Source organism: Ulvibacter litoralis (assembly GCF_900102055.1).
In the GTDB taxonomy this organism is placed as follows: Bacteria; Bacteroidota; Bacteroidia; order Flavobacteriales; family Flavobacteriaceae; genus Ulvibacter; species Ulvibacter litoralis.
In genome coordinates this window covers 202,007-227,772 of record NZ_FNBA01000004.1, presented here as the reverse complement: position 1 = coordinate 227,772, position 25,766 = coordinate 202,007, and the positions used below count along the sequence as shown (strand labels likewise).

23 protein-coding genes are annotated in these 25,766 nt (G+C 32.0%); all 23 read right to left on the bottom strand.

Annotated elements, in window-relative coordinates; translation table 11 throughout:
• Positions 1 to 29: 29 nt before the first annotated feature.
• The 23 genes from BLQ00_RS13510 to BLQ00_RS13400 all read right to left on the bottom strand — a co-directional run bounded on the left by BLQ00_RS13510 (position 30) and on the right by BLQ00_RS13400 (position 25,703).
• On the bottom strand, positions 30 to 1,148 hold the full coding sequence (locus BLQ00_RS13510) for a polysaccharide biosynthesis C-terminal domain-containing protein (protein WP_093144852.1): 1,119 nt from the start codon (positions 1,146 to 1,148) through the stop codon (positions 30 to 32).
• A 41-nt stretch (positions 1,149 to 1,189) separates the two neighbouring features.
• Complete coding sequence (locus BLQ00_RS13505) at positions 1,190 to 1,612, bottom strand: cupin domain-containing protein (RefSeq protein WP_093144851.1); 423 nt, start codon at positions 1,610 to 1,612, stop codon at positions 1,190 to 1,192.
• Between the two features lie 8 nt (positions 1,613 to 1,620).
• A complete protein-coding gene (locus tag BLQ00_RS13500) occupies positions 1,621 to 2,652 on the bottom strand; it encodes a polysaccharide biosynthesis protein (RefSeq protein WP_093144850.1) in 1,032 nt (343 codons plus the stop codon).
• A 20-nt stretch (positions 2,653 to 2,672) separates the two neighbouring features.
• On the bottom strand, positions 2,673 to 3,797 hold the full coding sequence (locus BLQ00_RS13495) for an EpsG family protein (protein WP_093144849.1): 1,125 nt from the start codon (positions 3,795 to 3,797) through the stop codon (positions 2,673 to 2,675).
• Positions 3,798 to 3,824: 27 nt separating this feature from the next.
• Positions 3,825 to 4,892 carry a nucleotidyltransferase family protein gene (locus BLQ00_RS13490; RefSeq protein ID WP_093144848.1) on the bottom strand — a complete coding sequence of 356 codons (1,068 nt, stop codon included), beginning with the start codon at positions 4,890 to 4,892 and terminating at the stop codon, positions 3,825 to 3,827.
• Between the two features lie 3 nt (positions 4,893 to 4,895).
• Complete coding sequence (locus tag BLQ00_RS13485; protein WP_093144847.1) at positions 4,896 to 6,098, bottom strand: glycosyltransferase family 4 protein; 1,203 nt, start codon at positions 6,096 to 6,098, stop codon at positions 4,896 to 4,898.
• A 54-nt stretch (positions 6,099 to 6,152) separates the two neighbouring features.
• Positions 6,153 to 6,773 carry a NeuD/PglB/VioB family sugar acetyltransferase gene (locus BLQ00_RS13480; protein ID WP_093144846.1) on the bottom strand — a complete coding sequence of 207 codons (621 nt, stop codon included), beginning with the start codon at positions 6,771 to 6,773 and terminating at the stop codon, positions 6,153 to 6,155.
• 1 nt (position 6,774) lies between these two features.
• Entirely contained in the window at positions 6,775 to 7,941 is a 1,167-nt protein-coding gene (locus BLQ00_RS13475) for a LegC family aminotransferase (RefSeq protein WP_093144845.1), read from the bottom strand.
• A gap of 147 nt (positions 7,942 to 8,088) precedes the next feature.
• Positions 8,089 to 9,021 (bottom strand): hypothetical protein, encoded by a 933-nt coding sequence (locus BLQ00_RS13470; RefSeq protein WP_093144844.1) that lies wholly within the window; start codon positions 9,019 to 9,021, stop codon positions 8,089 to 8,091.
• A 5-nt stretch (positions 9,022 to 9,026) separates the two neighbouring features.
• Positions 9,027 to 10,457 carry an MATE family efflux transporter gene (locus BLQ00_RS13465; RefSeq protein WP_093144843.1) on the bottom strand — a complete coding sequence of 477 codons (1,431 nt, stop codon included), beginning with the start codon at positions 10,455 to 10,457 and terminating at the stop codon, positions 9,027 to 9,029.
• 251 nt (positions 10,458 to 10,708) lie between these two features.
• Positions 10,709 to 11,377, bottom strand: coding sequence for an acetyltransferase (locus tag BLQ00_RS13460; RefSeq protein WP_093144842.1), 669 nt, complete (start codon positions 11,375 to 11,377; stop codon positions 10,709 to 10,711).
• A 9-nt stretch (positions 11,378 to 11,386) separates the two neighbouring features.
• Positions 11,387 to 12,295, bottom strand: a complete 909-nt coding sequence (locus tag BLQ00_RS13455; protein WP_093144841.1) for an HpcH/HpaI aldolase/citrate lyase family protein — start codon at positions 12,293 to 12,295, stop codon at positions 11,387 to 11,389.
• Positions 12,285 to 12,752 carry a MaoC family dehydratase gene (locus BLQ00_RS13450; protein ID WP_093144840.1) on the bottom strand — a complete coding sequence of 156 codons (468 nt, stop codon included), beginning with the start codon at positions 12,750 to 12,752 and terminating at the stop codon, positions 12,285 to 12,287. Before BLQ00_RS13450 ends, BLQ00_RS13455 begins: the two co-directional genes overlap by 11 nt.
• A gap of 11 nt (positions 12,753 to 12,763) precedes the next feature.
• On the bottom strand, positions 12,764 to 13,585 hold the full coding sequence (locus BLQ00_RS13445) for an HpcH/HpaI aldolase/citrate lyase family protein (protein WP_093144839.1): 822 nt from the start codon (positions 13,583 to 13,585) through the stop codon (positions 12,764 to 12,766).
• Between the two features lie 155 nt (positions 13,586 to 13,740).
• A complete protein-coding gene (locus BLQ00_RS13440) occupies positions 13,741 to 14,823 on the bottom strand; it encodes a DegT/DnrJ/EryC1/StrS family aminotransferase (protein WP_093144838.1) in 1,083 nt (360 codons plus the stop codon).
• Between the two features lie 19 nt (positions 14,824 to 14,842).
• Positions 14,843 to 15,712 carry a glucose-1-phosphate thymidylyltransferase RfbA gene (gene rfbA, locus BLQ00_RS13435; protein WP_093144837.1) on the bottom strand — a complete coding sequence of 290 codons (870 nt, stop codon included), beginning with the start codon at positions 15,710 to 15,712 and terminating at the stop codon, positions 14,843 to 14,845.
• Between the two features lie 25 nt (positions 15,713 to 15,737).
• Positions 15,738 to 16,787, bottom strand: a complete 1,050-nt coding sequence (rfbB, locus tag BLQ00_RS13430) for a dTDP-glucose 4,6-dehydratase (protein WP_093144836.1) — start codon at positions 16,785 to 16,787, stop codon at positions 15,738 to 15,740.
• Positions 16,788 to 16,889: 102 nt separating this feature from the next.
• Positions 16,890 to 18,077: a UDP-N-acetylglucosamine 4,6-dehydratase gene (locus BLQ00_RS13425; protein WP_093144835.1), complete on the bottom strand. Its 1,188-nt coding sequence runs from the start codon at positions 18,075 to 18,077 to the stop codon at positions 16,890 to 16,892.
• Positions 18,078 to 18,349: 272 nt separating this feature from the next.
• Positions 18,350 to 19,459 (bottom strand): Wzz/FepE/Etk N-terminal domain-containing protein, encoded by a 1,110-nt coding sequence (locus BLQ00_RS13420; RefSeq protein WP_093144834.1) that lies wholly within the window; start codon positions 19,457 to 19,459, stop codon positions 18,350 to 18,352.
• A gap of 266 nt (positions 19,460 to 19,725) precedes the next feature.
• Positions 19,726 to 20,850, bottom strand: coding sequence for an O-antigen ligase family protein (locus BLQ00_RS13415; RefSeq protein ID WP_093144833.1), 1,125 nt, complete (start codon positions 20,848 to 20,850; stop codon positions 19,726 to 19,728).
• A complete protein-coding gene (locus tag BLQ00_RS17880; RefSeq protein ID WP_093144832.1) occupies positions 20,843 to 21,460 on the bottom strand; it encodes an acyltransferase in 618 nt (205 codons plus the stop codon). Before BLQ00_RS17880 ends, BLQ00_RS13415 begins: the two co-directional genes overlap by 8 nt.
• A gap of 201 nt (positions 21,461 to 21,661) precedes the next feature.
• A complete protein-coding gene (locus BLQ00_RS13405; RefSeq protein WP_093144831.1) occupies positions 21,662 to 23,089 on the bottom strand; it encodes a lipopolysaccharide biosynthesis protein in 1,428 nt (475 codons plus the stop codon).
• Positions 23,090 to 23,291: 202 nt separating this feature from the next.
• Positions 23,292 to 25,703: an SLBB domain-containing protein gene (locus tag BLQ00_RS13400; RefSeq protein WP_093144830.1), complete on the bottom strand. Its 2,412-nt coding sequence runs from the start codon at positions 25,701 to 25,703 to the stop codon at positions 23,292 to 23,294.
• Positions 25,704 to 25,766 lie beyond the last annotated feature (63 nt).

Genomic DNA, 25,766 nt, shown 5'->3' with positions numbered 1-25,766 from the left:
GTCACTGTTCACTAATCACTAGTCACTGATTAAACTTCTTCAAAAAAGGTATCTGCATCTTCAGGATTGTACGGTTCATTGATCCAAAAGTTGGTATATAAAATGTCGTCTCCTATGTTTTTAATATTGTGCGTGTACCAAATTGGCATGTCAACATACGCAGGTTCGTCTCCGTCTAAATAAAAATCTAACACTTCATCAGTTCCTATTTTTCGCAGCTGAATTAACGCTTTTCCTTTTATAACTGCAAAGCGTTCAATTTTCCGGCTGTGGTAATGATTCCCACGGGTAATGCCAGGAACTGTGGTTGAAAATGAAACTTGCCCTCCAACCCCTAATCTAATAATCTCTACAAAACTCCCTCTCGGATCAGTATGTTGTGTGAATTTTACAGGAAAGTGATTTTTGATATCCATATAACATCTATACGTATTGAACAGATTCAATTGGAACGTATTTTCAATCACAGGAATCTCTCCGTTTTCTTGATATACGAGTTTGTAATGCTTCAGAAGCGCCAATAACTCTGAAACTTTAGCTTCAGAAGTATGTTTTATAATACAAAGTGGCTCATGCGCTTTAGCTTCAATTTTCTGAATTATTTCTGAAACTAACTCTCCTACATAAATTAATTTAAGATCGCCATCAACGTCAATTTTTGGGGTTTCATTATTGGCTACTTGATGTGAAAAAGTTGCAACTACCGAATTGTAGTATGGGTGCCCGAAAGGTCCAAAAACATTCGGGATTACCATTCCTGTAAACACCGCATTTTGTTTTTGTGCCCAAGCTTCAAATAATTCTCTTCCTTCCTTTTTAGATTTTCCGTAGCGGTTATCACGTTCTTCCTGTGAAGAAGATGAAAATAATACATGTGGTGTGCTTTTGGTACGTTCCAAAGCTGCAATAAGCTTAGAAACTAAAGCGACATTGGTTTCGTATATCACTTCCGGGTCGTTGTGTCTGTTTAAAGCAGCTAGATGTACTATAACATCACAACTTGAGACAAATGCATCTAACGCCTTCTCATCATCGAAAAAGGCACGTTTAAAGTCTATTCTTTCATACAGTTCTGGTGTGGTACCTAATGTATTGTACAAATGTGTCCCTACAAAACCTTCTTTTCCTGTTATTCCAATTTTTAACATACTCTTTGTTATTTAAGAAATTTTAAATTTCTTTTTTTAATTTATTCTTCTGAAAAATACGTGCTTTCAAAACGATGTTCATCAGTAACCTCTCCTAACATATAATCGGACATCACCAATAATTTAGAATCAGTTTCCAGCGCTTGAATACTGGTTACAAAACCAGATGGGACCTCTAACACATCTAATTTATCTGAAGACATCTTAAATGTTTGTCGTTTTAAAGTACGATTGGGTTGTTCCCAAGTATCAATCTTAATTACTGTAATTTCAAAAACACCAGAAGTAGCAATAAACCAGCGTCTTTCTATTGCGTGTCCTGTCCAGCCTCTTTTAAATGAAAGGTCATTATTGGTTATGGTATAGAACCTTTTTACTTCGGAAGCATCAAATTCGTTATTATAACAAAGTGTCCCTCGTGCGTCTTTATGGTTTCCTCCTTCTATGAATTTTGGCGCTTTCATTGAAATAATTATCCTGGCATTTGTAATACATCCTCACCAAAAACTTCTTTGCGTATTAATGGAAGTTTAGACAGTAATTTTTTCATTCCCTCCACATCTTCTTGAGAAGTATTGTGTGAATTGTAATCTTCTATTTCTGAAACTTCTTTTTCTCCTTCTGAAAAATACTGCGCATAATTCAAATCTCGATTATCGGCTGGAATGCGGTAAAATTCCCCCATATCTTCCGCTTTAATCATTTCTTCTCGTGTACAGAGAGTTTCGTAAAGTTTCTCCCCATGACGGGTTCCAATAATTTTAATTTCAGTATCCGATTTACACATTTCTTTTAATGCTTGTGCCAAATCTCCTATCGTTCCTGCGGGTGCTTTATTTACAAAAAGATCCCCTGCATTTCCATGTTCAAAAGCAAATAACACTAATTCTACAGCTTCATCTAGCGACATTAAAAAACGAGTCATTTTTGGATCTGTAATCGTAATCGGATTATTCTCTTGAATTTGTTTTAAAAACAAAGGAATTACTGAGCCTCGAGACGCCATTACATTTCCATAACGTGTAAGACACACCGTTGTATCAGGATTATTACGAGAAGCTGCAACTGCAACCTTTTCCATTAATGCCTTAGAAATTCCCATTGCATTAATTGGATACGCTGCCTTATCAGTACTTAAGCAAATCACTTTTTTTACTTTATTATAGGCTGCAGCATCAATTACATTTTGAGTTCCTAGTACATTGGTTCGTGTGGCTTCCAATGGGAAAAACTCACAGGAAGGAACCTGCTTCAGCGCTGCCGCGTGAAACACATAATCTACACCTCTACAGGCACGCTCTATACTATCGTAATTTCGAACATCACCGATGTAAAACTTGAGTTTCTCATTTTTGAGCGAATTTCGCATGTCATCTTGTTTCTTCTCATCGCGAGAAAAAATTCGGATTTCACTAAAATGATCGGTGTGTAAAAAACGTTGTAATACAGCATTTCCAAAGGATCCTGTTCCTCCCGTGATTAGTAGTGTTTTGTTCTGTAACATATTCTTAACTTAAATTATTTTTAAATCCTTCCTCTGTACTCTTTTGGAAGCTCCATTTCTTCCCAAAAGAATTTATATTCATCAAGACCTTGAATTGCAAATAGCGTAATAAAAAAGAACCCTATAATAGCCAATGTATATAAAAATTTTCTTGTTTTCTCCGATTCTCCCGCTGTTGCATCAAGTAGGTATGGAATCCACACCATAATAATAATTGCGAAATATTGCGCAATACGTCCTGCACTTGGATTTACCCATTGCAAGGGTAGAAAAAACAATGCGAGAGCAAAGGTATTATACATTAAGTAAGTTTTGTTTCCTAATGCCAATACTTTTTTAATTAACATCAATGCATAAATAGCTAGAAACACTTGAAAAGCGGTTAGAATTAACGATCCTCCTTGATGGTACTGACTGGCATAGGCTTCAAATCGATCTTGTAGTGTACTGTATTTAAGAAAGAGAATTGCCAATTGGTTTTTAAAAATCATGAAAAAGGGAAATCCAAAAACAGCACACACAAAGACAAATTCAGGACGTTTAATTTTCGACGCAAAATACAAGGGTAGAAAAACTAGTGCAGTAATATGGAATGAGGCACCTATAATAACAAGTACTGCAAAAGGAATCAGTTTTTCTTTTTTCACATACTCATAACTCCATAATAAAAATGCCGTTGCCAAGGTTTGCCGCAAGCCTGTTATGGAGAAAAAGCCATAAAAATAGCCCATATATATTATAAAGGCTAATATTGCATGGCTTATGCGAGTAGTGTTTTTAAGTACAAAATTACCCAATGCCATCATAAATATGACAGCAATAACTATTAAAAAAAATTGATAATTATCAAATAAAATTTGCAATATCTTCTGAAAAAGCGTGTAAAAAGGGTCTTTTTCACCTCCATATAGAAAAGAATTTAATATTTTTTGCCAAGAAGTTATCTTCACATTTTCCCATCTGATGTAATACTGATAGGTATCCGCTCCCACTGCCCAGTTCCGCAAGCCAGATTGAAGTGCTAAAATAAAAATCACAAAGCGGATATAAAATTTTCTACGTTGCTCGTATGAATTTTTATACGACTCTAAAGAAAACCAAATACCTGCTAATACAATTATAAATATGACAATGATTCTAATCATTCAGTAGTAAATCTATCTATGCAAATTTTAATGCTTTTTTAAAATTTTACCATAATCATCCCAATTCCCAATGTCTTGCCAACTATTTTCCGCAATCGGAAACACTCCCACATTTCCTGAATGTTCTTTTATTAATTCAATTAAGTGTGTAATATGAAAAAACTCATTTTCAGGAATATATTTTAACACACTGGGTTCTAAAATGTACATTCCTGTATTTATTTGAAAGACTAGTTCAGGTTTCTCATCTAATTTATCGAGAATACCGTTTTCTTTAGTCTGAATAGTACCATAAGGTATTTTATAACGCTTAATAGCAGAAACAATGGTAATTTCATTTTTGTTTTCTTTATGGTAGTTATAAATCTCTTCCAAATCTTGATCTATAAGGATATCGCAGTTTGATACAAAAAATGTAGAGTTGATTTTATCTTTTATGAGGTACATAGACCCTGCTGTTCCAAGTGGCTTGTCTTCTTCAAAATAGCTTACATTATAATCGGGATTAGCTAGAACATTAAAGTAGTTTTTGATTGTTTCTGCCTTGTAATTTACAGAAAGGTGAAAATCATTGCAGCCAACAGCCACAAAACGATCCATAATATCCTCTATAATGGTCTTTTCATTAATTGGCAGTAAAGGTTTCGGAAAAATATTTGTTAAAGGCTTTAAACGTGTCCCTTTACCACCTGCCATGATAATTACAGGCAAATCTAACTTAACTGTTTTCCTTTTAATATGAATATCAAAAACTTCATTCCAAAAATATAAATTAGTCAAACGCCCTTCATCATTAATTACAGGCATGCATTCTGTCCTGAATTCAAGCATTTTTTTCTTAATTTCTTCAAAAGTATCTGACTCTGAACAAACGGTAATCTGACTTCTTATTATCGAAGATATTGGACTCTCTAATGGTATTTTTTTTATGATAGCTCTTTGGATATCGCCAATACTTAAAACACTGTGAAATTGATCCCCTTTTAAAACAATCAATAATTTTCGATCAATTTTATCCATCTGTTCAAGCGCCTCTAAGATTGACAGTTGATTTCCGATAAATATTGGATTGTTTAAGTCTACTTGTTTACTCATAATTTATTGTTTATGCTCTATTCGCAAAATATCTTTATAAATGTTAATGAAATTTTGATATATTTTTTCATTATCATATTTGTCCATAATTAATTCAAACCCATTTTGAACCAATTTTTCAGTTCGTTTTCTATCGTTTAAGACTAATTTAATTTTTTCTACTAAGTCGCTTATGTTTTGATTTTCTACTAAGGTAATACATTCCTTTTCATCATTTAAACTAGGAATCCCTCCAACTGCATTTGCTACTACGGGAATTCTCATAAACATCGATTCTCTAATAGAACCTGGGACGCCATCAAAATGAGTGGGCAATACATAAATTTTTGCCTGAATTGCTAATCTAAAAACATCTTGTTGTGTTTTTTGAAATCCCGCAAAGTTAATATTATTGGTTAACCCCAACGAAACAATCAACTCCTTAATATACCCTATATAAGTTTCACTTCCCCCTCCTATTATTATGGCACTAATTGATGGATTTGTTTCTTTTAAAATATGCATAGCATTAATTAAATCTTCAATGCCCTTATTCTTAGTAACTCTAGCATAATAAACAATATCATATTTCTTATCTATAAAATCTGAAGAGCTTACCTCGGGTACGATGGTTGGATAATAATTAATATAGATTTTAGCTTTTGTATTAGTTCCTTTTAAATTTTTCTTGTCATTGGTAGAAGATAAAACAAAGTAAGAGGCCTTAGAATTAATTTTCCGTTCAAATCTCATTCTGTTCCATCGAACATATTGACTTATGATATTTTTTGGCTTACTAGATAGTGAAACAAAGCCTTGAATAGACACAAGTGTAGGGAACTTGTTGATCAATTTAAGGGCACTCGCCCCATAAAATGGATTTTCTGAGCCGTGTAAATGAATCAAGTCTGGGTTTAATTCACCCATTATTTTTAATACAGATTTAGTAGCTATTTTGTAATTGAGCGTTAAATTATATGCTCTATGAGGTAGAAAGCTAGGCTTATATTTATATAAGTATATATTAATATTACCTAATGTAAACTCTTTATATTCATTGTTAAAATAGTTTGGTGAAATTATAGATAAGTCGATATCTTCTCTATTTCTGAAAATACCTATTAATTCAGAAATCCAAGGCGCAGCATCAATATCTTTTTCACTTTCTAAGATATTTTTAACTTCTTCATTTGCAAAACTACAGATCCAAACTACTTTTTTCTTCATACTAATTATTCAAACTTTTACTACTCTTTACGTACTAATAAATGCTATTTTGACTTATGTATTTTTGAAAACACCGATTGCATCAATATTAACAGCTACTCTACTCCCTGAAGGAACAATCACTGAGCCTTTAATATTCAAATTATTATTTATTACCGCTTTACTACCTACAAAACAAGAATCTCCTATAACTACTGATCCATTGATAGTTGAGGTGGTAGAGATGTGGCAAAAATTACCTATTTTACAATCATGTTCGACTAACGATCCTGTGTTCAGAATACAGCATTTGCCAATTGTTGCAGCTGCATTAACGATTGCACTATGCATTACAATAGTTCCTTCTTCAAGGGTGGCCGATTTACTCACAATGGCATGAGGGCTAATAACTACAGGTAATTCTCCCCCAACTTTTTTAATGGTTTTATATATTTTCTCTCGAATTGCTGATGATTTAATTTGACCTACAGTAATTAGAAAACAATAATTCTCGTTTGCAAATTCCTCTATTAATTGATCAGAGCCTAGTATAGGATACCCAAGTATCTTTTCTCCAGTTAAACTTTCTTTATCGAGAATACCAGCAATTGTAAATTTATCTTCTCTTTCAATTACATCAATACAAGATTTGCAATGACCTCCTCCGCCTACCAGTATGATCTTCCTCTTTTCCATATTACAAACTAATTGCTGAACTCGGTATGTTTACCAATCTTTCAGCGATATACTTAGAGTTAGTTAAATCGCCACATTGTGCGTCTTTATTCATAGTTAAAGTATGCATTGGCTCCCATAAAGGACGTGTCATTATTTTCTTTGCGTTCATAAACTCAAGAAAACTATTTCGTTCTTCTTTATCTTTCAGTAAAACAGCATTTAACCAATAGTTTGATTGTGAATTTACAGGCTCTGTTACGAACTCAATTTCAATTGATTGGAAGAAGTCCATATATCGTTCTGATAATTTTCTTTTTCGAGCGACAAAATTATTTAACTCCTCTAGTTGCGCAACACCTAAAGCTGCATTTATATTTGGCATTCTATAATTATAACCAATGTGGTCGTGTTTATATTCCCAAGCATGTGGCATCTTTGCTTGTGTACTTAAATGCTTCGCTTTGGCAGCAAGTTCTGAATCATTAAAAAGCAACATACCTCCACCTCCAGTAGTAATAATTTTGTTCCCATTAAAGCTAACTACTCCAATCAAGCCAATTGTACCTGTATGCTTACCTTTGTAAAAGCTTCCCATACTTTCAGCAGCATCTTCAATAACATTAATTCCATATTTATTACAAATATCCATGATGCTATCCATATCGCAAGGGTGTCCAAACGTATGCATTGGGACACAGGCCCTGACAGTTGCTCCCGTTTTTTTATTTATAGCTTGTTTTTCTCCATTTACAATAACAATATCAACATTCTCTTCAAGCCAGTTGTTTAATGCTATTGGAGAGAGACCATAACTGTGTCTATCTACATCAATAAAAATAGGCTCTGCATTACAATATCTAATCGCATTGGTCGTAGCGATAAAAGTCAAATCTTGAGTTATTACTTCGTCACCTTTCTCAACACCACCTATTAATAAGGCTAGATGTAGCGCACTAGTACCATTTACACAGGCTACTGCTTTGGTAGCTCCTGTATATTTTGCAATTTCTTCTTCAAACTCATCTACATATTTCCCGACACTTGACACAAAGGTTGATTTAATTGCATCATTACTATATTTTATTTCATTGCCTTCGAAAATGGGTTCATGTAATGCTATAAATTCGGTATCTTTTTTGAAAGAAGTTCGGATAAAATCAGCAATTAATTCAAATTTTTTATTCATAGTTCATCATTATAAAATATAAGCGTAGTATTTATTTCGAATGCAATAAACAGAGTTTGTGAAAACCAATAGGAAATCAGTAGATCTCCAGCTTCCATACCAATCATTATTATAGCAAGGTTTTACATATGTGTTACTTCAATAATTCTAAGAAAGCTTCTTTTTAAGTTGTTCTAGTATAATTGAAGGATTTTTTAATATTAGTTTATAAAGAGGTGGGTTTATATTATTATTGAGTTTTTTAATTAATTTGAAATTAGGCTCAAGATCTGGTAGAAAAGTTATAGGTTCTCCTTCAGATATTTTTTGATCAGCATATATTTTTCGTACTTTTTCACTATTCCCACCATGGATTCCAGTTCCGTCATGCCCTAAATTTCTTACTCGGCTTATTGTAGGAAATACAGAATACATTTTATTAACATGTTGATAGTAACCAATAAAAGTGTCTCCTGTCATTTTTCTAGTTTCAACAATTCTACGAATACGACTTAGTAAACGAGGCTTGTTAAAATGCTTTAATTGCTCCTTATCTTTTAAAAATTCTTCTAAAAGAGAAATATCAAATTTCACTTGCTCCCATTTGTGCTTCCAGGTACCATAACCCCAAGCAGACATACCGTCAAACAAATAAACATCTTTATCATAGTGATTAAGCTCGATAGGAAAATGATATCCATTAATTGAAAAAATATCCTCTCTATCTTTATAAACCTCAAGTCCTTCATTAATAAAGGAAAGAAAATCGGTTGAGAAAACATTATCATCTTCACTAAATATGAGCCTATCATATTCTTTATAAATAACCTCTCTTGCTTGTCTAATATTTTCTATGGCTCCTAAATTTTCCGCTCTCTTAAATACAGTCAAACTCTTAAAAGATTCAAAAACAGGAGAGCTTAAATATTCTAATATCTTATTATAACCTTCATAGTGCTTTTCAGTAAGCGGATAATCTAAAGCTATAAATATATCTGTTTGTTCTACTTGATCACATTTTAAAAGAGATTCAATACAATTCTTAAAATGACTGTGTCTATTTAAGGTAGGTATTAGAAAAGGAGCGTATTTAGATTCCATGAAGCTTATTTTATTTTTTCTTTTAGTTTAACTAATAACCTTTTAGCAAGGCTTTTTTCTTTTTGATCTAAACCTACAAAGTAAATAGTTGAAAGATAAAGAATGGGAGTTCCTATAAATGAAAATATAAGCCCATAATTAATGGATTCAATATGGCTATTTACAAAGTAAAGCGGCAGTGTTAACACGCACACATAAAACAGTTTTAAGTAAGACGTTTTTAATAAACTAATAACATTAAAATTAATAATTCGATGTAATAAAAAGATACTTATTACTAAAGTAATCAACGATATAATGATATACACTTGAAATACGATATAGGGTTTATACCCATATTTTAATAAAAAGTAGGACAAAGGTAAACCTAAAATTTTAATAGTACTATTTATAAGCATAAACCATCTCACTTTACCCGTAGCTTGCACAGCTGCTGGAATACCCGCTTTTAAAGATTCTATGAGTGCGTTTACAATCATTAACTGACAAAATATAACAGTGTATTGAGGCACCTCTCCTACCCAAAGATTTAATAAAAAATCTATTTGAAGTAAAATTGGAAACGCCAATAAATACATTAATAGAAAAGAATACTTACTTATATAGCTTACTAGCATTAGTATTCTAGTATCATCATTACCGCTGTAGCTTTTTGTGATTTGTGGAATGGCTGCTTGACCTAAACTCCCAGAGAAGAGGATTAAGAATCTATTTAATTGGTTTGCAATACCAAAAGCGGCATTTAATAAAGTACCATAAAAAAAATTCAATACCACTGGTAGTAATGAATTTTTTCCCATTTCTGCTCCCGCTCCTATCATCATCCATCCTGAATAACCGAGAAGCTCTTTGTACTGTGAAAATTTTCTTTGAAAGTTCCACTTTATTTGTTCGCCGTAGTGTTTTTTACAATAAACAATATACATTAATGTGGTACCAATTGTTGAAAGAACTATTAAAAAACTGTATAGTTTTAACCGGTTTCCTAAGTAATAGGATAGAAATAATACAAAAGAGAAGTTTACAACATTCTTTATAATTTCGACGATTGATTGAAAATAAAAATTTTCATGAGCAACAATCAATCCTTGATAAGGAATAGAAACTACATTGATAATCGTAGCCAATATGGACATTCTAAACACAAAAATAGCGACTCCTATGTTTGTAGATTCTATGTTTAGATAGTTATGAATATAATAAACCCCTACTGTTTCACCAATAATCCAAACAAGGATTGCCATTGTAATATGGATCACAGAGCTTAGGTTGAATATTAAATTTACTCCTTTAACATTTTTTTCTTTTCCTAACTCGAAAGCGATATATCGATATGTTGTCGAAATCATGACAACATTCAAAAAGTTCATCATTACAACAATACTGGCTACAACATTGTAAAGTCCAAAATCTGAAACTCCTAAATATTTCAGCAATAACCTTGTCGATAATAACCCTATGATACTATTAATAAATAGCTTAACATAAAGTATTAAAGTGTTCTTACCTAATTTAAAATTTCCCTCTTTCAACGTATATCGTTTTATTAATTTTCTTTAATTAGGAATATGAGTACCAGCAATAGTGTACTTATATACACAAAAAAGTCTCTACGTATTTAGATGCTTTTTTGGCGATACATCCTAAACAACAAACACTTACTAAGGGTGTCTCCACGATTTAACTATTATTTTAATCTCTTGGGAGTAGACACTGCTTTTGCAGGGTTACCAAAGCATTTAGTGCCAGAAGGAACATCTTTAACAACATTGGAAGCCATCCCAATCATACAATCATCACCAATAAAAATTTTATTGTTTGTTGTAGCGTTAATTCCAATAAAATTACGGTCTCCCATTATAATATTAGCAACTATGGCTTGAGTGGCAACTAAATTATAGTCTCCAACAGTAGCATCGTGACCAACTGTAACACCACTCATAATTGAATTAAACTCACCTATTGTCGCTTTAGGGTTTACTACTGTATGCGCTAGAATAATTGTTCCTTGTCCTATTGTAGCACTTCTAGCAATCATACAACTAGGGTGAATAAAAGTACAATAGCGTTCTTTAGGTATTCCTAAGCTATCTTTAAAATCAATAGTGCGTTGCATGTCTTGAATGTCATACATCTGAAAAATAAATTTCACCGCTGCATCTTCTTTATACTTGTCGTATGCCTCACTAACTTTACACAGTACAGGAAACCCATTAATATCAGTACCAACTGGTTCTGCATCGAAAGCAAATCCTAAGCATTCTATAGGCACATTATGTTTATGTTGTGCATCATAAATATAATCAGCTATTAAAGTGGCAGAACTCTTTCCTCCAATTATTACAATCTTTTCCATGAAATAAATTTAACTATTAAACTGTTGTTTCCTCTTTTCTATTAACTCAACCCTTGCTATTATGTCTTTAGATTTAGTAATTAAAGGAGGTCCAACAAATTTACCTTCTATAATAGCAACTCCTTTATTTAGTTTTTTAGCTTCTTCATATAATCTTAAGAACTCAACTGAAGTTTTATATTCTTCTTCCGTAGGACTAAATACTTTATTCGCTAATTCATTTTGCTTTGGGTGTAAAATCCACATTCCACCATATCCTAAGACCTTACCTATTTGAAGATGTCTGTCCAACCCTTCTAAATCATGAACATTAATATACGCTGCATCAATGGCTTCTAAATTATGCGCTCTTGCAACAATAGGTACTAAATTACGAGGAAAAGAAATACTCAGATTTGTTTCAAAATCACGAACACCTTGTATGTCTGACACATAATCTTCTGAACCAAAACCTAAGGCAATTATTCTTTTTGAAGAAATTGCTATTTCATTAATATTTACAATTGACAAAGCACTTTCAAGAATAGGAACAATGGTAAACGTATTTGCTTCCAATCCTCTTTCCAGTTCAATAGAAGTCAGTAAATTATCTAAATATTGAACATCTTCTTTTGTATTTGTTTTAGACAGCAAAAATCCATCTATATTACCTTTTGTTACTTGTAATACATCTTGCAGAAAAAATTCTGTTTCTATTTCGTTTAGTCTAACAAACTTTTGAAAACGATCAAACTGTTTCTCTTTAGATCTTCTAACAATTATTTCTCTTGCTAGAAGTTTATTTGAAACGGGTTGTACACTATCTTCCAAATCAAAAATAAGAGCATCGGCAGCGCTTTTAGATGCAGAATCAATTATTTTTTCGTTATGCCCAGGAACGAACATCATCGTGCGTAATAACTGTAGGCTATTCTTCATAATTACTTTTTTTAATTAATATCTTTCTTCTGAAGCGAATGACATCTACATTATCTTGGTTATAACCAGTAGTTTCGACATACACGATTCCTCTATCATTTTTTGACCGTGAATCGGTTTTATCTAATATTTCTGTTTTACTGTATATGGTATCGTTTATAAAAGTGGGTTTTAAATGGTCTATGTTTTCATACGCCAAATTAGCAATCGCTTTTCCACTAATATCTAATACTGTTAAATGAACTGCTAAACAAAACACTAAAGTTCCAGGAACTAAAACTTGTCCATGCTGATTGTCTTTACAATAATCAATATTAATGTGAACAGGATGATGGTTCATCGTTAATAATGAAAATAGATTATTGTCTGACTCAAAAATTGTTTTTGATTGGCAATGATGAATTACCTCTCCAACTTTGAAGTCCTCAAAATAATTTCCCATTTTATTTGCTTCCATGTCTTTATGTTTTAATTTTTACTAAACTCTTGTATTTTTCTCATTACCTTTTTAATCCTCATTATATGGGGTTTTTCATAGACTTTTCCGCCAATGGTATATACCTCTATCATGTTATCTGGTATGTCCTTAATTATTTCGTAAACAGAGTGCAACTCATCTAATTCAGCATCTGACAAATAAGCCACTTCTCTAAGTTTTTCTATTTGCTTAGGATGTATTAAAAACTTACCACTTGCCCCCATTTCAAAAGCAAACACACATTCTTTTTTAAATTGAGTGAAATCTTTTAAATCTAAATCTACTCCATCTATATAATTGACATTAAATGCCTTCGCATATAATAACAACTGCCTTTTATAATTGTCTAAATTTTCTGACGTATGCTTCATTCCAGTAATAGAACAGAAGTCGTGAGTACCAAATCCTATTCCGTGTATTTGTGACGAAAAGGACTTCATGATTTCAACTAAATTGATAATACATAGTGGATTTTCAACTAAAATTATCATATTCAAATCTATTTCTGGGACTAGATTTTTTATTTGAGTTATTTCAGCTTTCTCACTTAATTTAGGTACCGCAATTCTACCTTCAAAATGCTGAATAAGTTTCGCTACCTGCTCATTCGAATAACAATTTTCAAAAAATGGAATTCTAACAAAGCAATTTGGTTGTAGTGATAATCCTAATACTAATTCAAGTGCTTCATTTTTATTTTTTAAAGCAACAGCATCTTCTAAATCAATAACGATATAATCAGACTTTACAACATCTATTTTATCTAGATATTTCTGTTTATCTCCTGGTATAAAAAAGTAAGTATCTAACATATGTTGTTTAACTAAATTGTTGCTTCATTTTCAGTGAAACTATGCTAATGAATAACACAGTCATATTCAATATCAATTATATAATTATCTTTTTATTATTTACATCCAGCTCCTTTATTCGTTTTGGAACTAGAATAAAAAAACAAAATGTTATATTAATCATTTTGAGTTTTTAATACGATACTACAAATTAAATCTACATCTTCTAACGTTAGTTCGGTATATAGCGGAAAGCAAAAAACTCTTGAAGCTATATCTTCAGTAATGTCTAAACGTTCTGTTGGTATATAAGGTAACGACTTTGCCAGTGAAGGATAAAAGTAACGTCTCCCAAAAATGTCTTCTTTTTTTAATGCTTCAATCGTCTCTAATAACTGCTTTTCAGTATCAAAAACTAATGGATAATACGAATTATTAGGTTTAGAGTCTGGATGCCATACTGGTCTTCTAGCGTTTAAGGTCTCTAAGTTATTATTATATCGTTCAGCTACAGCTGCTCTTTTACTTAAAATGTAATCTATATGCTTAAAATTGACAAGCCCCATTGCTGCATGAAACTCAGAATTTTTACCATTAATTCCTAATCCTTGAAAGTTTTCAGGACCATTATGTCCAAAATTTCTAGTATAGGCTATTTTATCAATAAGTGTTTTATCATTCGCAAATACAAGTCCTCCTTCTCCAGAATGAAACAACTTTGTTGCATGCAAAGAACATGTTGAAATATCACCGTGGTAAAAAAGAGATTTCCCATTAATATTTACTCCAAAAGCGTGGGCAGCATCATAAATAACTTTCAGATTGTGCTTTTCGGCAATGGCAGCAATCATTTCTACATCGCAAGGATTCCCATATACATGCGTCGCTAAAATAGCCGTTGTTTTATCGGTAATTGCCGCTTCAATTAATGTAGCGTCTATATTTAGACTATCTCTATCAATATCGACAAACACTGGAGTACAACCTTCCCAAAATATACTACTCGTTGTAGCAACGTAAGAAAAGGGAGTCGTAATAATTTCGCCTGTTAAATCAAGTGCCTTGATTGCCATTTGTATTGCAATGGTACCATTGGTAACAAAAAGAACATTATCCAAGTTCAAATACTCTTTTAAAGTGTTTTCTAGCTCTACAGCTAAAGGCCCCATATTGGTAAGCCACTGGCGCTCCCAAACACCATCAATTAATTCTTTGTATTCTTCTATGGGTGGTAAAAATGGTTTTGTAACAGGTATCATTACTATAAAATATTAAGACTTAGTTTGTTATATTTTTAAGATAATCGTAATAATCCCCTTTAAGATTTTCAATTTTATTTGAAAGATCTTTTTTTGTTATCCAATTATAATTTAGTGCAATCTCTTCTAAACAAGCAATTTTTAATCCTGTTCTTTTCTCAACAGCTTTTACAAATTCTGTTGCTTCAGTTAATGCCTCGTGTGTACCTGTATCCAACCAAGCAAACCCTCTACTTAGAATCTGTAGCTTTAAGTTTTCTTGTTGTAAGTACATTTGATTAACTGTCGTTATTTCGAGTTCTCCCCTGTCTGAAGGCTTTACATTTTTAGCAATTTCAATAACGGAGTTAGGATAGAAATAGAGACCAACAACCGCATAATTAGATTTTGGATTCTCTGGCTTTTCTTCAATGCTCAATACATTTTTATCGGCATCAAATTCTGCTACTCCATAGCGTTTAGGATCGTGTACGTAATTTCCAAAAACAATTGCTTTCCCTTCCTCTTTTACCGTATTTACAGCATTAACTAATAATTTCTGTAAGCCAGCTCCATAAAAGATGTTATCTCCTAACACCAAACAAACATCGTCATTGCCTATAAATTTCTCACCAATTATAAAAGCTTGCGCTAAACCATCGGGAGAAGGCTGCTCTTCATAAGACAACTTTAATCCAAACTGTTCACCGTTTCCAAATAAGTTAATAAAATTTGGTAAATCATGCGGAGTAGATATTATTAAAATTTCCTTAATTCCTGCCAACATTAGAACAGACAAAGGGTAATAAATCATCGGTTTATCATAAATTGGCAACAACTGTTTACTAACACTCAACGTTAGTGGATGTAACCTTGTTCCTGAACCTCCTGCGAGTATAATACCTTTCATATTGTTATATTTTATCTAGATTAATCTAGTTGTATTGTTTTTTATAATACTCCAAATAAGCCCCAGATGTGACATTTGTGAGCCACTCTTCATTACTTAAGTACCAATCAATTGTTTTAGACAGTCCTTCTTCAAAAGTAACACTTGGCTTCCACCCTAATTCTTTATTGATTTTTGAAGCATCTATTGCATATCTTAGATCATGTCCAGGTCTATCTTTCACATACGTAATCAACTCTTCACTTTCGCCAGCTACTCTACCTAACTTGGCGTCCATTTGAGCACATAATAATTTCACTAAATCTATATTTTTCCACTCGTTAAAGCCTCCGATATTATAGGTCTCCCCTTTTCTTCCTTTATGAAAAGCTAATTCTATAGCGATAGCGTGATCTATTACATACAACCAATCTCTGGTGTAATTACCATCACCATATACAGGTAAAGATTTTTTCTGAATAATGTTATTTATAAATAATGGAATCAATTTCTCTGGAAAATGATTTGGTCCGTAATTATTTGAACAATTACTTATCATAAATGGCAACCCATAAGTTTCTCCATACGCTCTCACAAAATGATCTGAACTTGCTTTTGAAGCAGAATATGGCGAATTTGGATCGTATGAAGTTTCTTCCGTAAACAATCCTGTTTCTCCTAACGAACCATAAACTTCGTCTGTACTTACATGGTAAAACAATTTGTTGTCAAAATTATCCTTCCAACATTTTTTAGCGGCATTCAGTAAATTTATAGTTCCAACAACATTGGTGAAAACAAAATCTAAAGGATTCGTAATAGAGCGATCTACGTGCGATTCGGCTGCTAAATGAATTACACCATCAAATTGATATTTTTCGAATAAAGAATCGATAAAAGCTGCGTCTACAATATCCCCTTTAATGAAGTTATAATTATCGGATGCTTCAATATCTTTTAAGTTAGCAAGATTCCCCGCATAGGTTAAATTATCTAAATTATAAATAGTATAATCTGGATGTTTTTCTACAAACAATCGAACCACATGCGATCCAATAAATCCAGCTCCTCCGGTAATAAGTATCTTTTTTTTCATTTCAATAGGATAATTTAAACTCTAATAATTCACTTTAGTTTAAAAGTAATAACCAACTTTACTAATGGTATCTCTAAACAAGTTTAATAGTAGATTCTAAAGTTACATTTTAGAATCTAAATATTTTCCTGTCTCTTTATGACCAAAGTTAGGAATCATAGTGTTGAATAAATCAACAATTGATTCTTTTTCCCACATTTGATTATCTTTCATTTGACGAATGCTCGCAGTGAAATTCTCTAGTTTTGATTGGTCAAAGTTAGGCTCATTTTTTATAATTCCGAAGTTATAAAAAGAATCCATGTCTAATGTTTCATTGTCTGTATAAAATTCTTCAAAATCTTTCTCTCCAGTAGTATCACTATTGGTAAAAAAACAAGGCCATTTTTTCTCCTTAATTAATGCATCAACGCTAGACCTAGCCTCTTCTTCTGTATCGCACAAAAGAGGTGTGTAGCCTAAATCTTCAAGATACTTAACAGCAATATCAGCAAAAGAAATTAAATTTAAATTTTCATCTAACTTTGGAAAGAATATATCTCTATTTTCTCCAAGCAAACAAGACACAAGACATAATTCACCCGATTCTTTTGGAGTTACAAAATATCTTCTAATATCATTTGGCGCCACTATTGGCTGCTTTTTTAGTATTCGCTGATTAAAACCATGAAGTAGAGAACCATCTGAAAAGGCAACATTAGCAAATCGAGCGGTAGAAATTTTCAACTCTTTACTTTTTCGCATTAAGTACATTTCCATAATACGCTTTGAAGCCCCCATCATATTTACAGGGTTTGCAGCTTTATCGGTAGAAACACAAAAATATTTCTTCACACCGTTTTCAATAGATTGCTGCATTGTTTTTTCAGTATTGAAGATGTTTACATCTATCATACGCATCAATGTGTAAGGATCTTTTTCACTTCGTACGTGCTTTAATGCTGAAAGATTTAAAACATAATCGTAAGCTCCATCCGATTTTATAAAGGCATCGTATTCGATTGATCCAATATCTAACGCAAATGTTTGGAAATCTCCCGAGATATATCCGAAAGAACTTCTTATATCGCGAACCAGCTCAACCATATTGTTCTCACTAATATCGACAACATGTAATTTTCTAGGATTACGCTTAAAAATCTCTTTTGTAACAGCTTGACCAATAGAACCCGCACCACCTATTACTAAAAAACGAGAACTACTTACGATATCGACTAATGTATCTTCATGTTTCCTAAAGTCTTGAGCAAATAATTCTTTTTCGCGTCCTATTAAATTTAAAACATTCATGGTTTATTTAGTATTTATTTAGCCACAATCTTCTCCTTTCTTTTCATCAAAAAAATATTAAAACACTTTACCGAAGTGATTAATACTTTCTTTTCTAAAGTAGCTTAAGTTCTACTTCAGGACTCGACAGTTTGTTTGTTATAATCCAATGAAACTCTCGATTGACTTTTCATTAAATTATTTTCAGTGGAGATCTATGCGATTTTTGACTTTAGTATTGAAATTATTTTTTTGATATTCATTATTTTTTGAACGAGCAAAAACTATGAAAATTAATAATTAATGTAATCTTTAATGTATGGTTTGAAATATTTATACAATAAAATAAATATAGAGATTGCAATTCCGAAGAAGAACGTCTTAATAATAATCATCAATTTATTAGGATACGATGGCTCTGTTGGAACTGTAACTGGCTTTATGACTGTAAATATTGGAGTATCCCTTTTAACTTGTAGTTTAGCACTTTCAAATTCACTTGATATTTCTGAATAGATTGAATATGCTAAATCGTATTCAATTTTATATTGCTCTCCACGGTTTATTGCAGAAGTTGTAATAAGGTTTTGATTCCGTTCTCTATAATTACCAAGTTTGGCTCTCTTTTCAAAAAAATTCTCTTCAGCTTCTACAAATCGCTCCTGTATGTATGTCAATTCGTCTTTCGATTTTTGAATGTTATATTCAATAACATATTGCTCTAATAGCTTATACGCTCGTTGTGCAAGTTCTGCAGACGCAAGTGGCTCTTCAAGTGTTCCTATAATCTCAATATAACCATCTAAATCATTATATTTTACCTCTACAGCTCCATCTAAAAATCCTATTTGCCCTTTTTCAACAGGAGTAAATTCAAACAAAGTTGTATCTTTTCTAAACCCCGCGCTAGCTGTTGCTTTTGGTTTTGACTTCAAGCTATTAATTAGCAATCCTGGTAACCCAATAGTATATTTTTTAACCTTATCTAGAAAAGAGGGCTTTCTAATGTTACTTAAATAATTTGTTAAGGAGACTGTACTGTCCTGTCCTTTTATAGTAAGCGGCGTCTTTAATAGTTCCTTCTGAAAAGGTGCGCTTGATAGTATAAGTGGATAAATGGTTGGAAGAATATTACTAGACTCTCCACTGTTTAGGTTTATTCCAGCTAAAGAAGCAATTTTTGCATATTTTTTACTAACTCCTTGAGAAGAATTCATTTGCGGAACAATGACTGCTTTGGAAGTGTATTTTTTTGTTGAGAGAATAGCTAAAGCAAGACCTAGTACAAAAAAACAAATTCCAAATATAATTACGAATCTTCGTCGTTTAATTATATGCAGAAGAATATCTTCAGAAAAAATATTTATTTTCACTTTTTCTACAGGTGTAAATTCCTCTTCCATTCTATTATTTTATAAATGCTTTCGTCAAATGAATATCTAATATTTATTGTTAAAACAAACTTTTATAAAATAGAAAGTTATTACTATAATTTAATAAATTCCTACATTTTAAATTCACCCAAACTATTAAAAAGCAACACATTAAGTGCATGCAAATATATTCGGGTGCAAATATAACATATTTTTCTCTAGTCAAGGTAGACCAGTCAAGTAATTTACTTCAAAAAAAAGGTATGTTCTAACAATAAAAAGGAACGCAATAAAAATTATTTTTGCTTATTATTTATTAAAAAAATGACTGCTAGTAGCGCCCAAAACAATGGATTTCGAATTCCTTGATGCACAAAATTATAGATTAATATTGGAGACAACAGCAATAAATTATAAAAAAAATTGAACTTTATAGCACTAAAAAAGAACACCAAGAATAGAACCAATCCTATTATTCCATAAGCGAATAATATCGTGCCAAAGCCCGAATGAAGTTCCCCTTTTTGGTAAGATGAAAATCGATCGTACTTTCCTTCACCTGCACCAACTAACAAATAATTCGGATGAAGCACAATCCTGTCGTATCCTCTTATCTGAAATTCAGAAACACCCGTTGTATCTTGTCGATGATTTCTAATTTCGATTAATTCTATTTTCTTTTGAACGTATTCCGTTTTATACATAATTGAGGCTATCAACACCCCTACTAAACCTATTACAATCCAATATTTTACTTGTATTCCAAGTTGATACATTAAAATTCCCGTTAACAGAAACAAACCTAGTAATACGATTCTTGAACTTGAAAAAACACCTAAGCTAATTGAAGCTATAATCACTCCTAAAACAATGCATTTGTTTGATCTAAACTTACTTGGTACTATGGCAAACAAGCTTACTACTAGTAACACATAATACCCAAGTTGATTTGGATTATTAAAGAAAATGACCATTCGCTCTGTCACAATATATTGAGTAACTTTATTCACTCCTACTACCGCTAAAATAAATTGAAGCACTAATGAAAGTAGCAAAAAAAGCACTATCGTATTGTTCACCTTAGAATAATCTTCTTTTCTTAAAACATGCAGTATTAAGAGAAAGAATCCAAAATTATAAATGTAATACGCCGTATGTATAAGGAAGGGGGACATAAATCCATCTTCTTTAAAATGAACGAAAAAGTAGCTTGTATTAATGAGGATTACTAGAAGAATAAACCAAAGCAAGTAACGAACAACTTTCTCTTTAAAAAGAGACCTGAATCCTTTTGTAAAAGGTAGAATTACGATACCTATTAATGCTAGGTAATGTGCTGGTTGTGGAACCCCACTATCAAATATATAAAATGGGTATAGTATTAAAAATAAACCTACAATGAATAGTAAAAGTTTATTCATTATCCATAATTAATCGTGGTTCGTTTTGAATGTTCTCCTTAACAACTTTAGCAGGATTACCAGCTACTATAGAATTTGCTGGAACATTTTTAGTCACCATAGCATTTGCCGCTATAATTGAATTATCTCCGATAGTGACACCTTTATGAATTCTAGACCCTGTTCCTACCCAAACATTTTCTCCAATACTAATAGGTGCTGATTTTGAATAATTCCAATTTCTCAATGGAGAATCCCAAGGTGAATTATACATAAGTTTCCGATCCTCAGGATGGGTTGGATGATTGTTATTATCAATAATTGTGACATTATGAGCAATAGCGGTTCCTTTTCCTATCGTAATGCTAGTAGTACACGCAATAACAGAACCATATCCAATTTTCACATTTTCTTCAAAAATAATTTTTCCACCAAATTTTGATACTAAAGAAGCATACATTCGACTTCTATGTTTAAGAATAATATCTTGTTTTTTACTTCCGTTACAAAGTAAAATCCTACTCGTATATCCAAAATCTACGCTTCCTTGAGTAGTAACTTTATTTCTAAATCTAAAATGATTAACATGATTAATAATACGTTTCAAAAACAACTTTAAAGTACCATTCATAAAATTATAGTCATTTTTCTAAATATTGAACAAAACTTAGGGGATGTAATGGTTTGCAAGAACAATATAATTATTACTATTCAATTCAACATAAAATAATTAGTAAATAAACCATATAAATTAACTCTATAGCCTAAAAAAAAACAATATAACTATGTAATTGTTTGACAGAAAGAAACATATAACACATTAGTTCTTTTTTTAAATAAACTTCTTGAATATATTTTTTACTTCTTTCTTATAAAAAAGGTAGCAAATAGAATAAAAAACAACAAATAGAAATACCAATAAAATAATGGAATGTATTTCAGTATATAAATATAGACTCGTAATAATATAAAATGTAAGAATAAATGCTATAATTGAAGGCATCAATTGCTTTACTATTGTAATTAATCTGATATTAAAATGACGGTACAGTAGTATTGAGACAACTACAAAATTAATAATCGAAGCCAAAAGGATTCCGTAAGCGACACCTCTCACATCATAATAATACCCTCCTATAGTTATTGAGGGAATAATTACAAATATTAGCATACAAAAAAGAATTTTCATTTCTAATCTAGGTCGTCCTAAACTTCTATACAATAAATTATAACTACTTGTAAAAACGTTCACTAAAACTGCTACGGAAAGAATCCGCAACGGAACCTTAGTATCTACCCATTTATCACCAAATAACATTGAAAGTATAGGCCCAGCCAAAACAATTAATGATAACATAATGGGATAAATTAACAACGCGCTATATCCAACTACTTTAAGGTAATAACTTTTAACATTATTTATATTTGATTGTATGGAGCTATAAAATGGAAACATAACTCTATTTAACATGCTTGTTATTTGAGAACTCACTAAGCCTGTTAACATAAATGCTAACGTATAAGCTCCTAGCGCTGCAGCATCGACTAATTTCCCTATTACTAAGTAATCAATATTTGCAGCGATGTTTAAAATTAGTGCTGTTCCGAATGTATAAATTCCAAAACTAAAAATCTCCTTAAAAGCAACACGATCCCACACCAACTTAGGAACCCATTTTGTAGCATAAAATAATAATGGAATCGCAACAAAAAATGGGACTACAGCATTAAAAACCAACGCCCAAATTCCAAAATCATTCACAGCAAGTAGTATAGCTCCTACTCCAGCAATAATACTCGATGAGTTATTTACAATAGCCAACTTCTTAAAATCAAGCTCCCGCATGAGTTGTGCCTTGTTTACATTATTGATAGAACTTATTAGAATTGGAAGACTTAAAATAGGAATGACTTTTAACAAAATCGGTTCATTGTAAAAATCAGCAATTAAAGGAGTCAAAACGAAGAAAACCAAAAGATATAATACAACACTCCAAACGAAACCGAACCAAAATGCAGTCTGAAAATGAATTTCCTTTAGCTCTTCTTTTTTTCGTTGAATTAAAGCAGCTCCTATACCCATTTCTGAAACCACTTGTACAAATGTAGTGAAAACAGCTGCCATACCTACTACACCAAACTCTTCGGGAAATAAAAGTCGTGCTAAAACAAGTTTAACAAAGAAGTCGAAAACACGCTTAACTAATACTTCTAAAGCACTCCAAAGCAACCCTTTTTTTAATAATTTATCTAAAGCCATCAACAGTTATAATCAAAAGCCAGCTATTTCAAAGCTTTTAATCAATAAAGATATCAAAAAATACGTGGGCACGTCAGAATCTTATCCTTTCAAAAATAAAACCGATAATTTAGATGCATTCTATTATGCAAAAAAAAATAAAAACCTATCTTGATTTAACTTCAAGATAGGTTCATGACAAAATATTCTGTGAAATTAGCTACTACTTAATTATACTATTAATAAGCAATCCAAGTGTTGCTAAGCCAGTAGTAAGCCCTATAACTTCTTGTGTGTTTAAACCGTCTTTTCGTTCCGGCTTGGTTGGTATAATAACTGCAGCTCCAGGTTCTAATTTTGGATAATTTCTAAAGAATAAAAAATGTTTGGTTGCAGCTATATCTCCATTAGAATATATAACATATGCTTTTCCTTTTTTTGCATTGGATGAAAATCCACCAGATCTATTGATATAATCTTTTAATGTAAACGACTTATCAAAACGAACCAACGAAGGCACTAATACTTCTCCATCTACTTTTACTGTTTGCATCACAGACGGGATGTCTAAAATGTCGCCGTTTTTCAATACTAAATTATGTTTAGAGTTTGGATCTTTCAATATTTTCTCTAAATCAATACCTACACGAAAAGAAGCTCTGTTATTCAAATCGATACTTTCACTTCCTGAGCCCTCTTTTTCTGACAAAAATGCCACTGTAGTATTCTGTAGCATTTCTTTATGATATGGATTTTTTCGGATCAATGTAGCTCCTTTTACGAAAGCGTAAGGAGAAATACCTCCAGCCTTCATCACTAAATCAGAAATTTTTTCATCTTTTGTTTCAATAGAATATGCCCCTGGATAACTTACCTCTCCATTAACTGAAACATTTACTGATTCGTAAACTCCCATTAAATAACGAACAGAAACGCGATCGTTGGGTTGCAATTGGAATGAATCGCCAGAATCTAATGTCAATTTTCCATTAGCAGCTATCTTAAAACTTTCTGTAAGGGTTTCATAGTTATCATCAGTAATTTTTCTATAAATATCAATAACACTACTATTCGCCTCTTTTTTTAAACCTCCTCCTAATAAAATTAAATCTTCAATCGTCATATTTTCCATGTAAGGAAATTTATCTGGTGAGTTTACAGCACCCGATATGGTTAAAAATCCTTGTTCTTCAAGATTGTATTTATTAAAAATACGAACCCGATCGTTAGGCTTTAAAACAATATCTTTTTCTCCATTCATTACAGAAGTAACCGAAAAAGGAACTACTGTTTGCTTAATATTATCATCTGTTCTAAAAAGCAATGCTCTTGTAGAAAACGCTAATTCTGTTAAACCTGCAGATTTCTCTATAAGTCCTTTTAATGTTAACCCTTCTGTAAGCTCATATTTTCCTGGTCTATACACCGCTCCTTCAATTTCAATTCGGTTCTCAAACTTATCAATAATGTTTTTTACAATAAGATTATCACCGTCTTTTAAACCTTCTGCTAATGCGTTTTTAGTAAGCAACTCTTTTACCACCATTCTATCACCTTCAATTCTTTCTAGAACAATTCGATCTCTATACGCATTCGACTTAAAACCACTCACATATGTTAACAAATCATTCAAATTTTCCGAAGGTAATATTTCATAAATACCTGGTCTTTTTACACCACCACTTACTTGCACTCTCGATTTGTAAGGAGACACAATGATAACATCTTGATCTCTCAAGTTTTTATTCCCTTCTTGAGAACCATTAATCAAATAGTCATAAACATCAAAAGAGGCAACTTCTTTACCGTTACGTATCAATCTAATATCTCTAAAGGTACCTTGTTTGGTAGGCCCTCCTGAAGCGTATAACGCATTCAACACTGAAGACAATGCACTTAAAGAGTACGTTCCTGGTACTTTTACTTCACCAATAATATCAACTTGCACTGTTCGTACATTTACTAATGAAACTCCCACAAAAACCTTGTAAGGACTATTTTCCCGTTCGTTTACTCCTGCATATATTCTACTTAAAGCTCCTTTAATTTTCTTAGTTGCCTCCTCTATAGATAATCCGTTTACATATATAGGCGCTATCCCGTTTAAACGAATAGATCCCTCCCTATTTACAGAAAGATTGTAAGTGTTCTCTGCAGCTCCCCATATTGAAATTACCAGTTCATCTCCAGGACCTAATTGATAATTTGCAGGTGTCGCTAAATTAATATTGGGCGTGAACGTAATATTTACATTGTTAAAAAAATCATATCCAAAAAGCGGATCTTTTATCTCTTTTTTAACCTCACTACCTGTGAATCCTTCTAAATCTCCTTTTACTATATCTAAAGAAGTATCTATTTGGCTATCCGACATGGAGCCTGGAGAGGCAGACATACCACTTAATTTACCTTCTAACTCAGCTATTTTAGATGGCGAAACACCTCTTGCTAAAGCCAATGCTTTTACTTGAGCCAAAGTGTACCCCTGTGCTTGTGCTTGTTGCCAATAGCCTAAAATTTCTTTATCATCTAAACTATTTAAATCACTAGGTATCGATTGCGACAGCAATGTAAAGGAAACAAAAAAGGCAAATAAAAAACCTATAAAATTAATACGGTTAAAAGTAATTTTCATTTTTTAACTAAATTAGATGTAAAAAGTATAAAACAAACGATACTGCTTTAAAATGGTATGAGT

Bases quoted from the DNA above. Each gene is read 5' to 3' on its own strand.
- BLQ00_RS13510 (WP_093144852.1), bottom strand. From the start codon at position 1,148: ATGTTAAAAATTGGAATAACAGGAAAAGAAGGTTTTGTAGGGACACAT.
- BLQ00_RS13505 (WP_093144851.1), bottom strand. From the start codon at position 1,612: ATGAAAGCGCCAAAATTCATAGAAGGAGGAAACCATAAAGACGCACGA.
- BLQ00_RS13500 (WP_093144850.1), bottom strand. From the start codon at position 2,652: ATGTTACAGAACAAAACACTACTAATCACGGGAGGAACAGGATCCTTT.
- BLQ00_RS13495 (WP_093144849.1), bottom strand. From the start codon at position 3,797: ATGATTAGAATCATTGTCATATTTATAATTGTATTAGCAGGTATTTGG.
- BLQ00_RS13490 (WP_093144848.1), bottom strand. From the start codon at position 4,892: ATGAGTAAACAAGTAGACTTAAACAATCCAATATTTATCGGAAATCAA.
- BLQ00_RS13485 (WP_093144847.1), bottom strand. From the start codon at position 6,098: ATGAAGAAAAAAGTAGTTTGGATCTGTAGTTTTGCAAATGAAGAAGTT.
- BLQ00_RS13480 (WP_093144846.1), bottom strand. From the start codon at position 6,773: ATGGAAAAGAGGAAGATCATACTGGTAGGCGGAGGAGGTCATTGCAAA.
- BLQ00_RS13475 (WP_093144845.1), bottom strand. From the start codon at position 7,941: ATGAATAAAAAATTTGAATTAATTGCTGATTTTATCCGAACTTCTTTC.
- BLQ00_RS13470 (WP_093144844.1), bottom strand. From the start codon at position 9,021: ATGGAATCTAAATACGCTCCTTTTCTAATACCTACCTTAAATAGACAC.
- BLQ00_RS13460 (WP_093144842.1), bottom strand. From the start codon at position 11,377: ATGGAAAAGATTGTAATAATTGGAGGAAAGAGTTCTGCCACTTTAATA.
- BLQ00_RS13455 (WP_093144841.1), bottom strand. From the start codon at position 12,295: ATGAAGAATAGCCTACAGTTATTACGCACGATGATGTTCGTTCCTGGG.
- BLQ00_RS13450 (WP_093144840.1), bottom strand. From the start codon at position 12,752: ATGGAAGCAAATAAAATGGGAAATTATTTTGAGGACTTCAAAGTTGGA.
- BLQ00_RS13445 (WP_093144839.1), bottom strand. From the start codon at position 13,585: ATGTTAGATACTTACTTTTTTATACCAGGAGATAAACAGAAATATCTA.
- BLQ00_RS13440 (WP_093144838.1), bottom strand. From the start codon at position 14,823: ATGATACCTGTTACAAAACCATTTTTACCACCCATAGAAGAATACAAA.
- rfbA (WP_093144837.1), bottom strand. From the start codon at position 15,712: ATGAAAGGTATTATACTCGCAGGAGGTTCAGGAACAAGGTTACATCCA.
- rfbB (WP_093144836.1), bottom strand. From the start codon at position 16,787: ATGAAAAAAAAGATACTTATTACCGGAGGAGCTGGATTTATTGGATCG.
- BLQ00_RS13425 (WP_093144835.1), bottom strand. From the start codon at position 18,077: ATGAATGTTTTAAATTTAATAGGACGCGAAAAAGAATTATTTGCTCAA.
- BLQ00_RS13420 (WP_093144834.1), bottom strand. From the start codon at position 19,459: ATGGAAGAGGAATTTACACCTGTAGAAAAAGTGAAAATAAATATTTTT.
- BLQ00_RS13415 (WP_093144833.1), bottom strand. From the start codon at position 20,850: ATGAATAAACTTTTACTATTCATTGTAGGTTTATTTTTAATACTATAC.
- BLQ00_RS17880 (WP_093144832.1), bottom strand. From the start codon at position 21,460: ATGAATGGTACTTTAAAGTTGTTTTTGAAACGTATTATTAATCATGTT.
- BLQ00_RS13405 (WP_093144831.1), bottom strand. From the start codon at position 23,089: ATGGCTTTAGATAAATTATTAAAAAAAGGGTTGCTTTGGAGTGCTTTA.
- BLQ00_RS13400 (WP_093144830.1), bottom strand. From the start codon at position 25,703: ATGAAAATTACTTTTAACCGTATTAATTTTATAGGTTTTTTATTTGCC.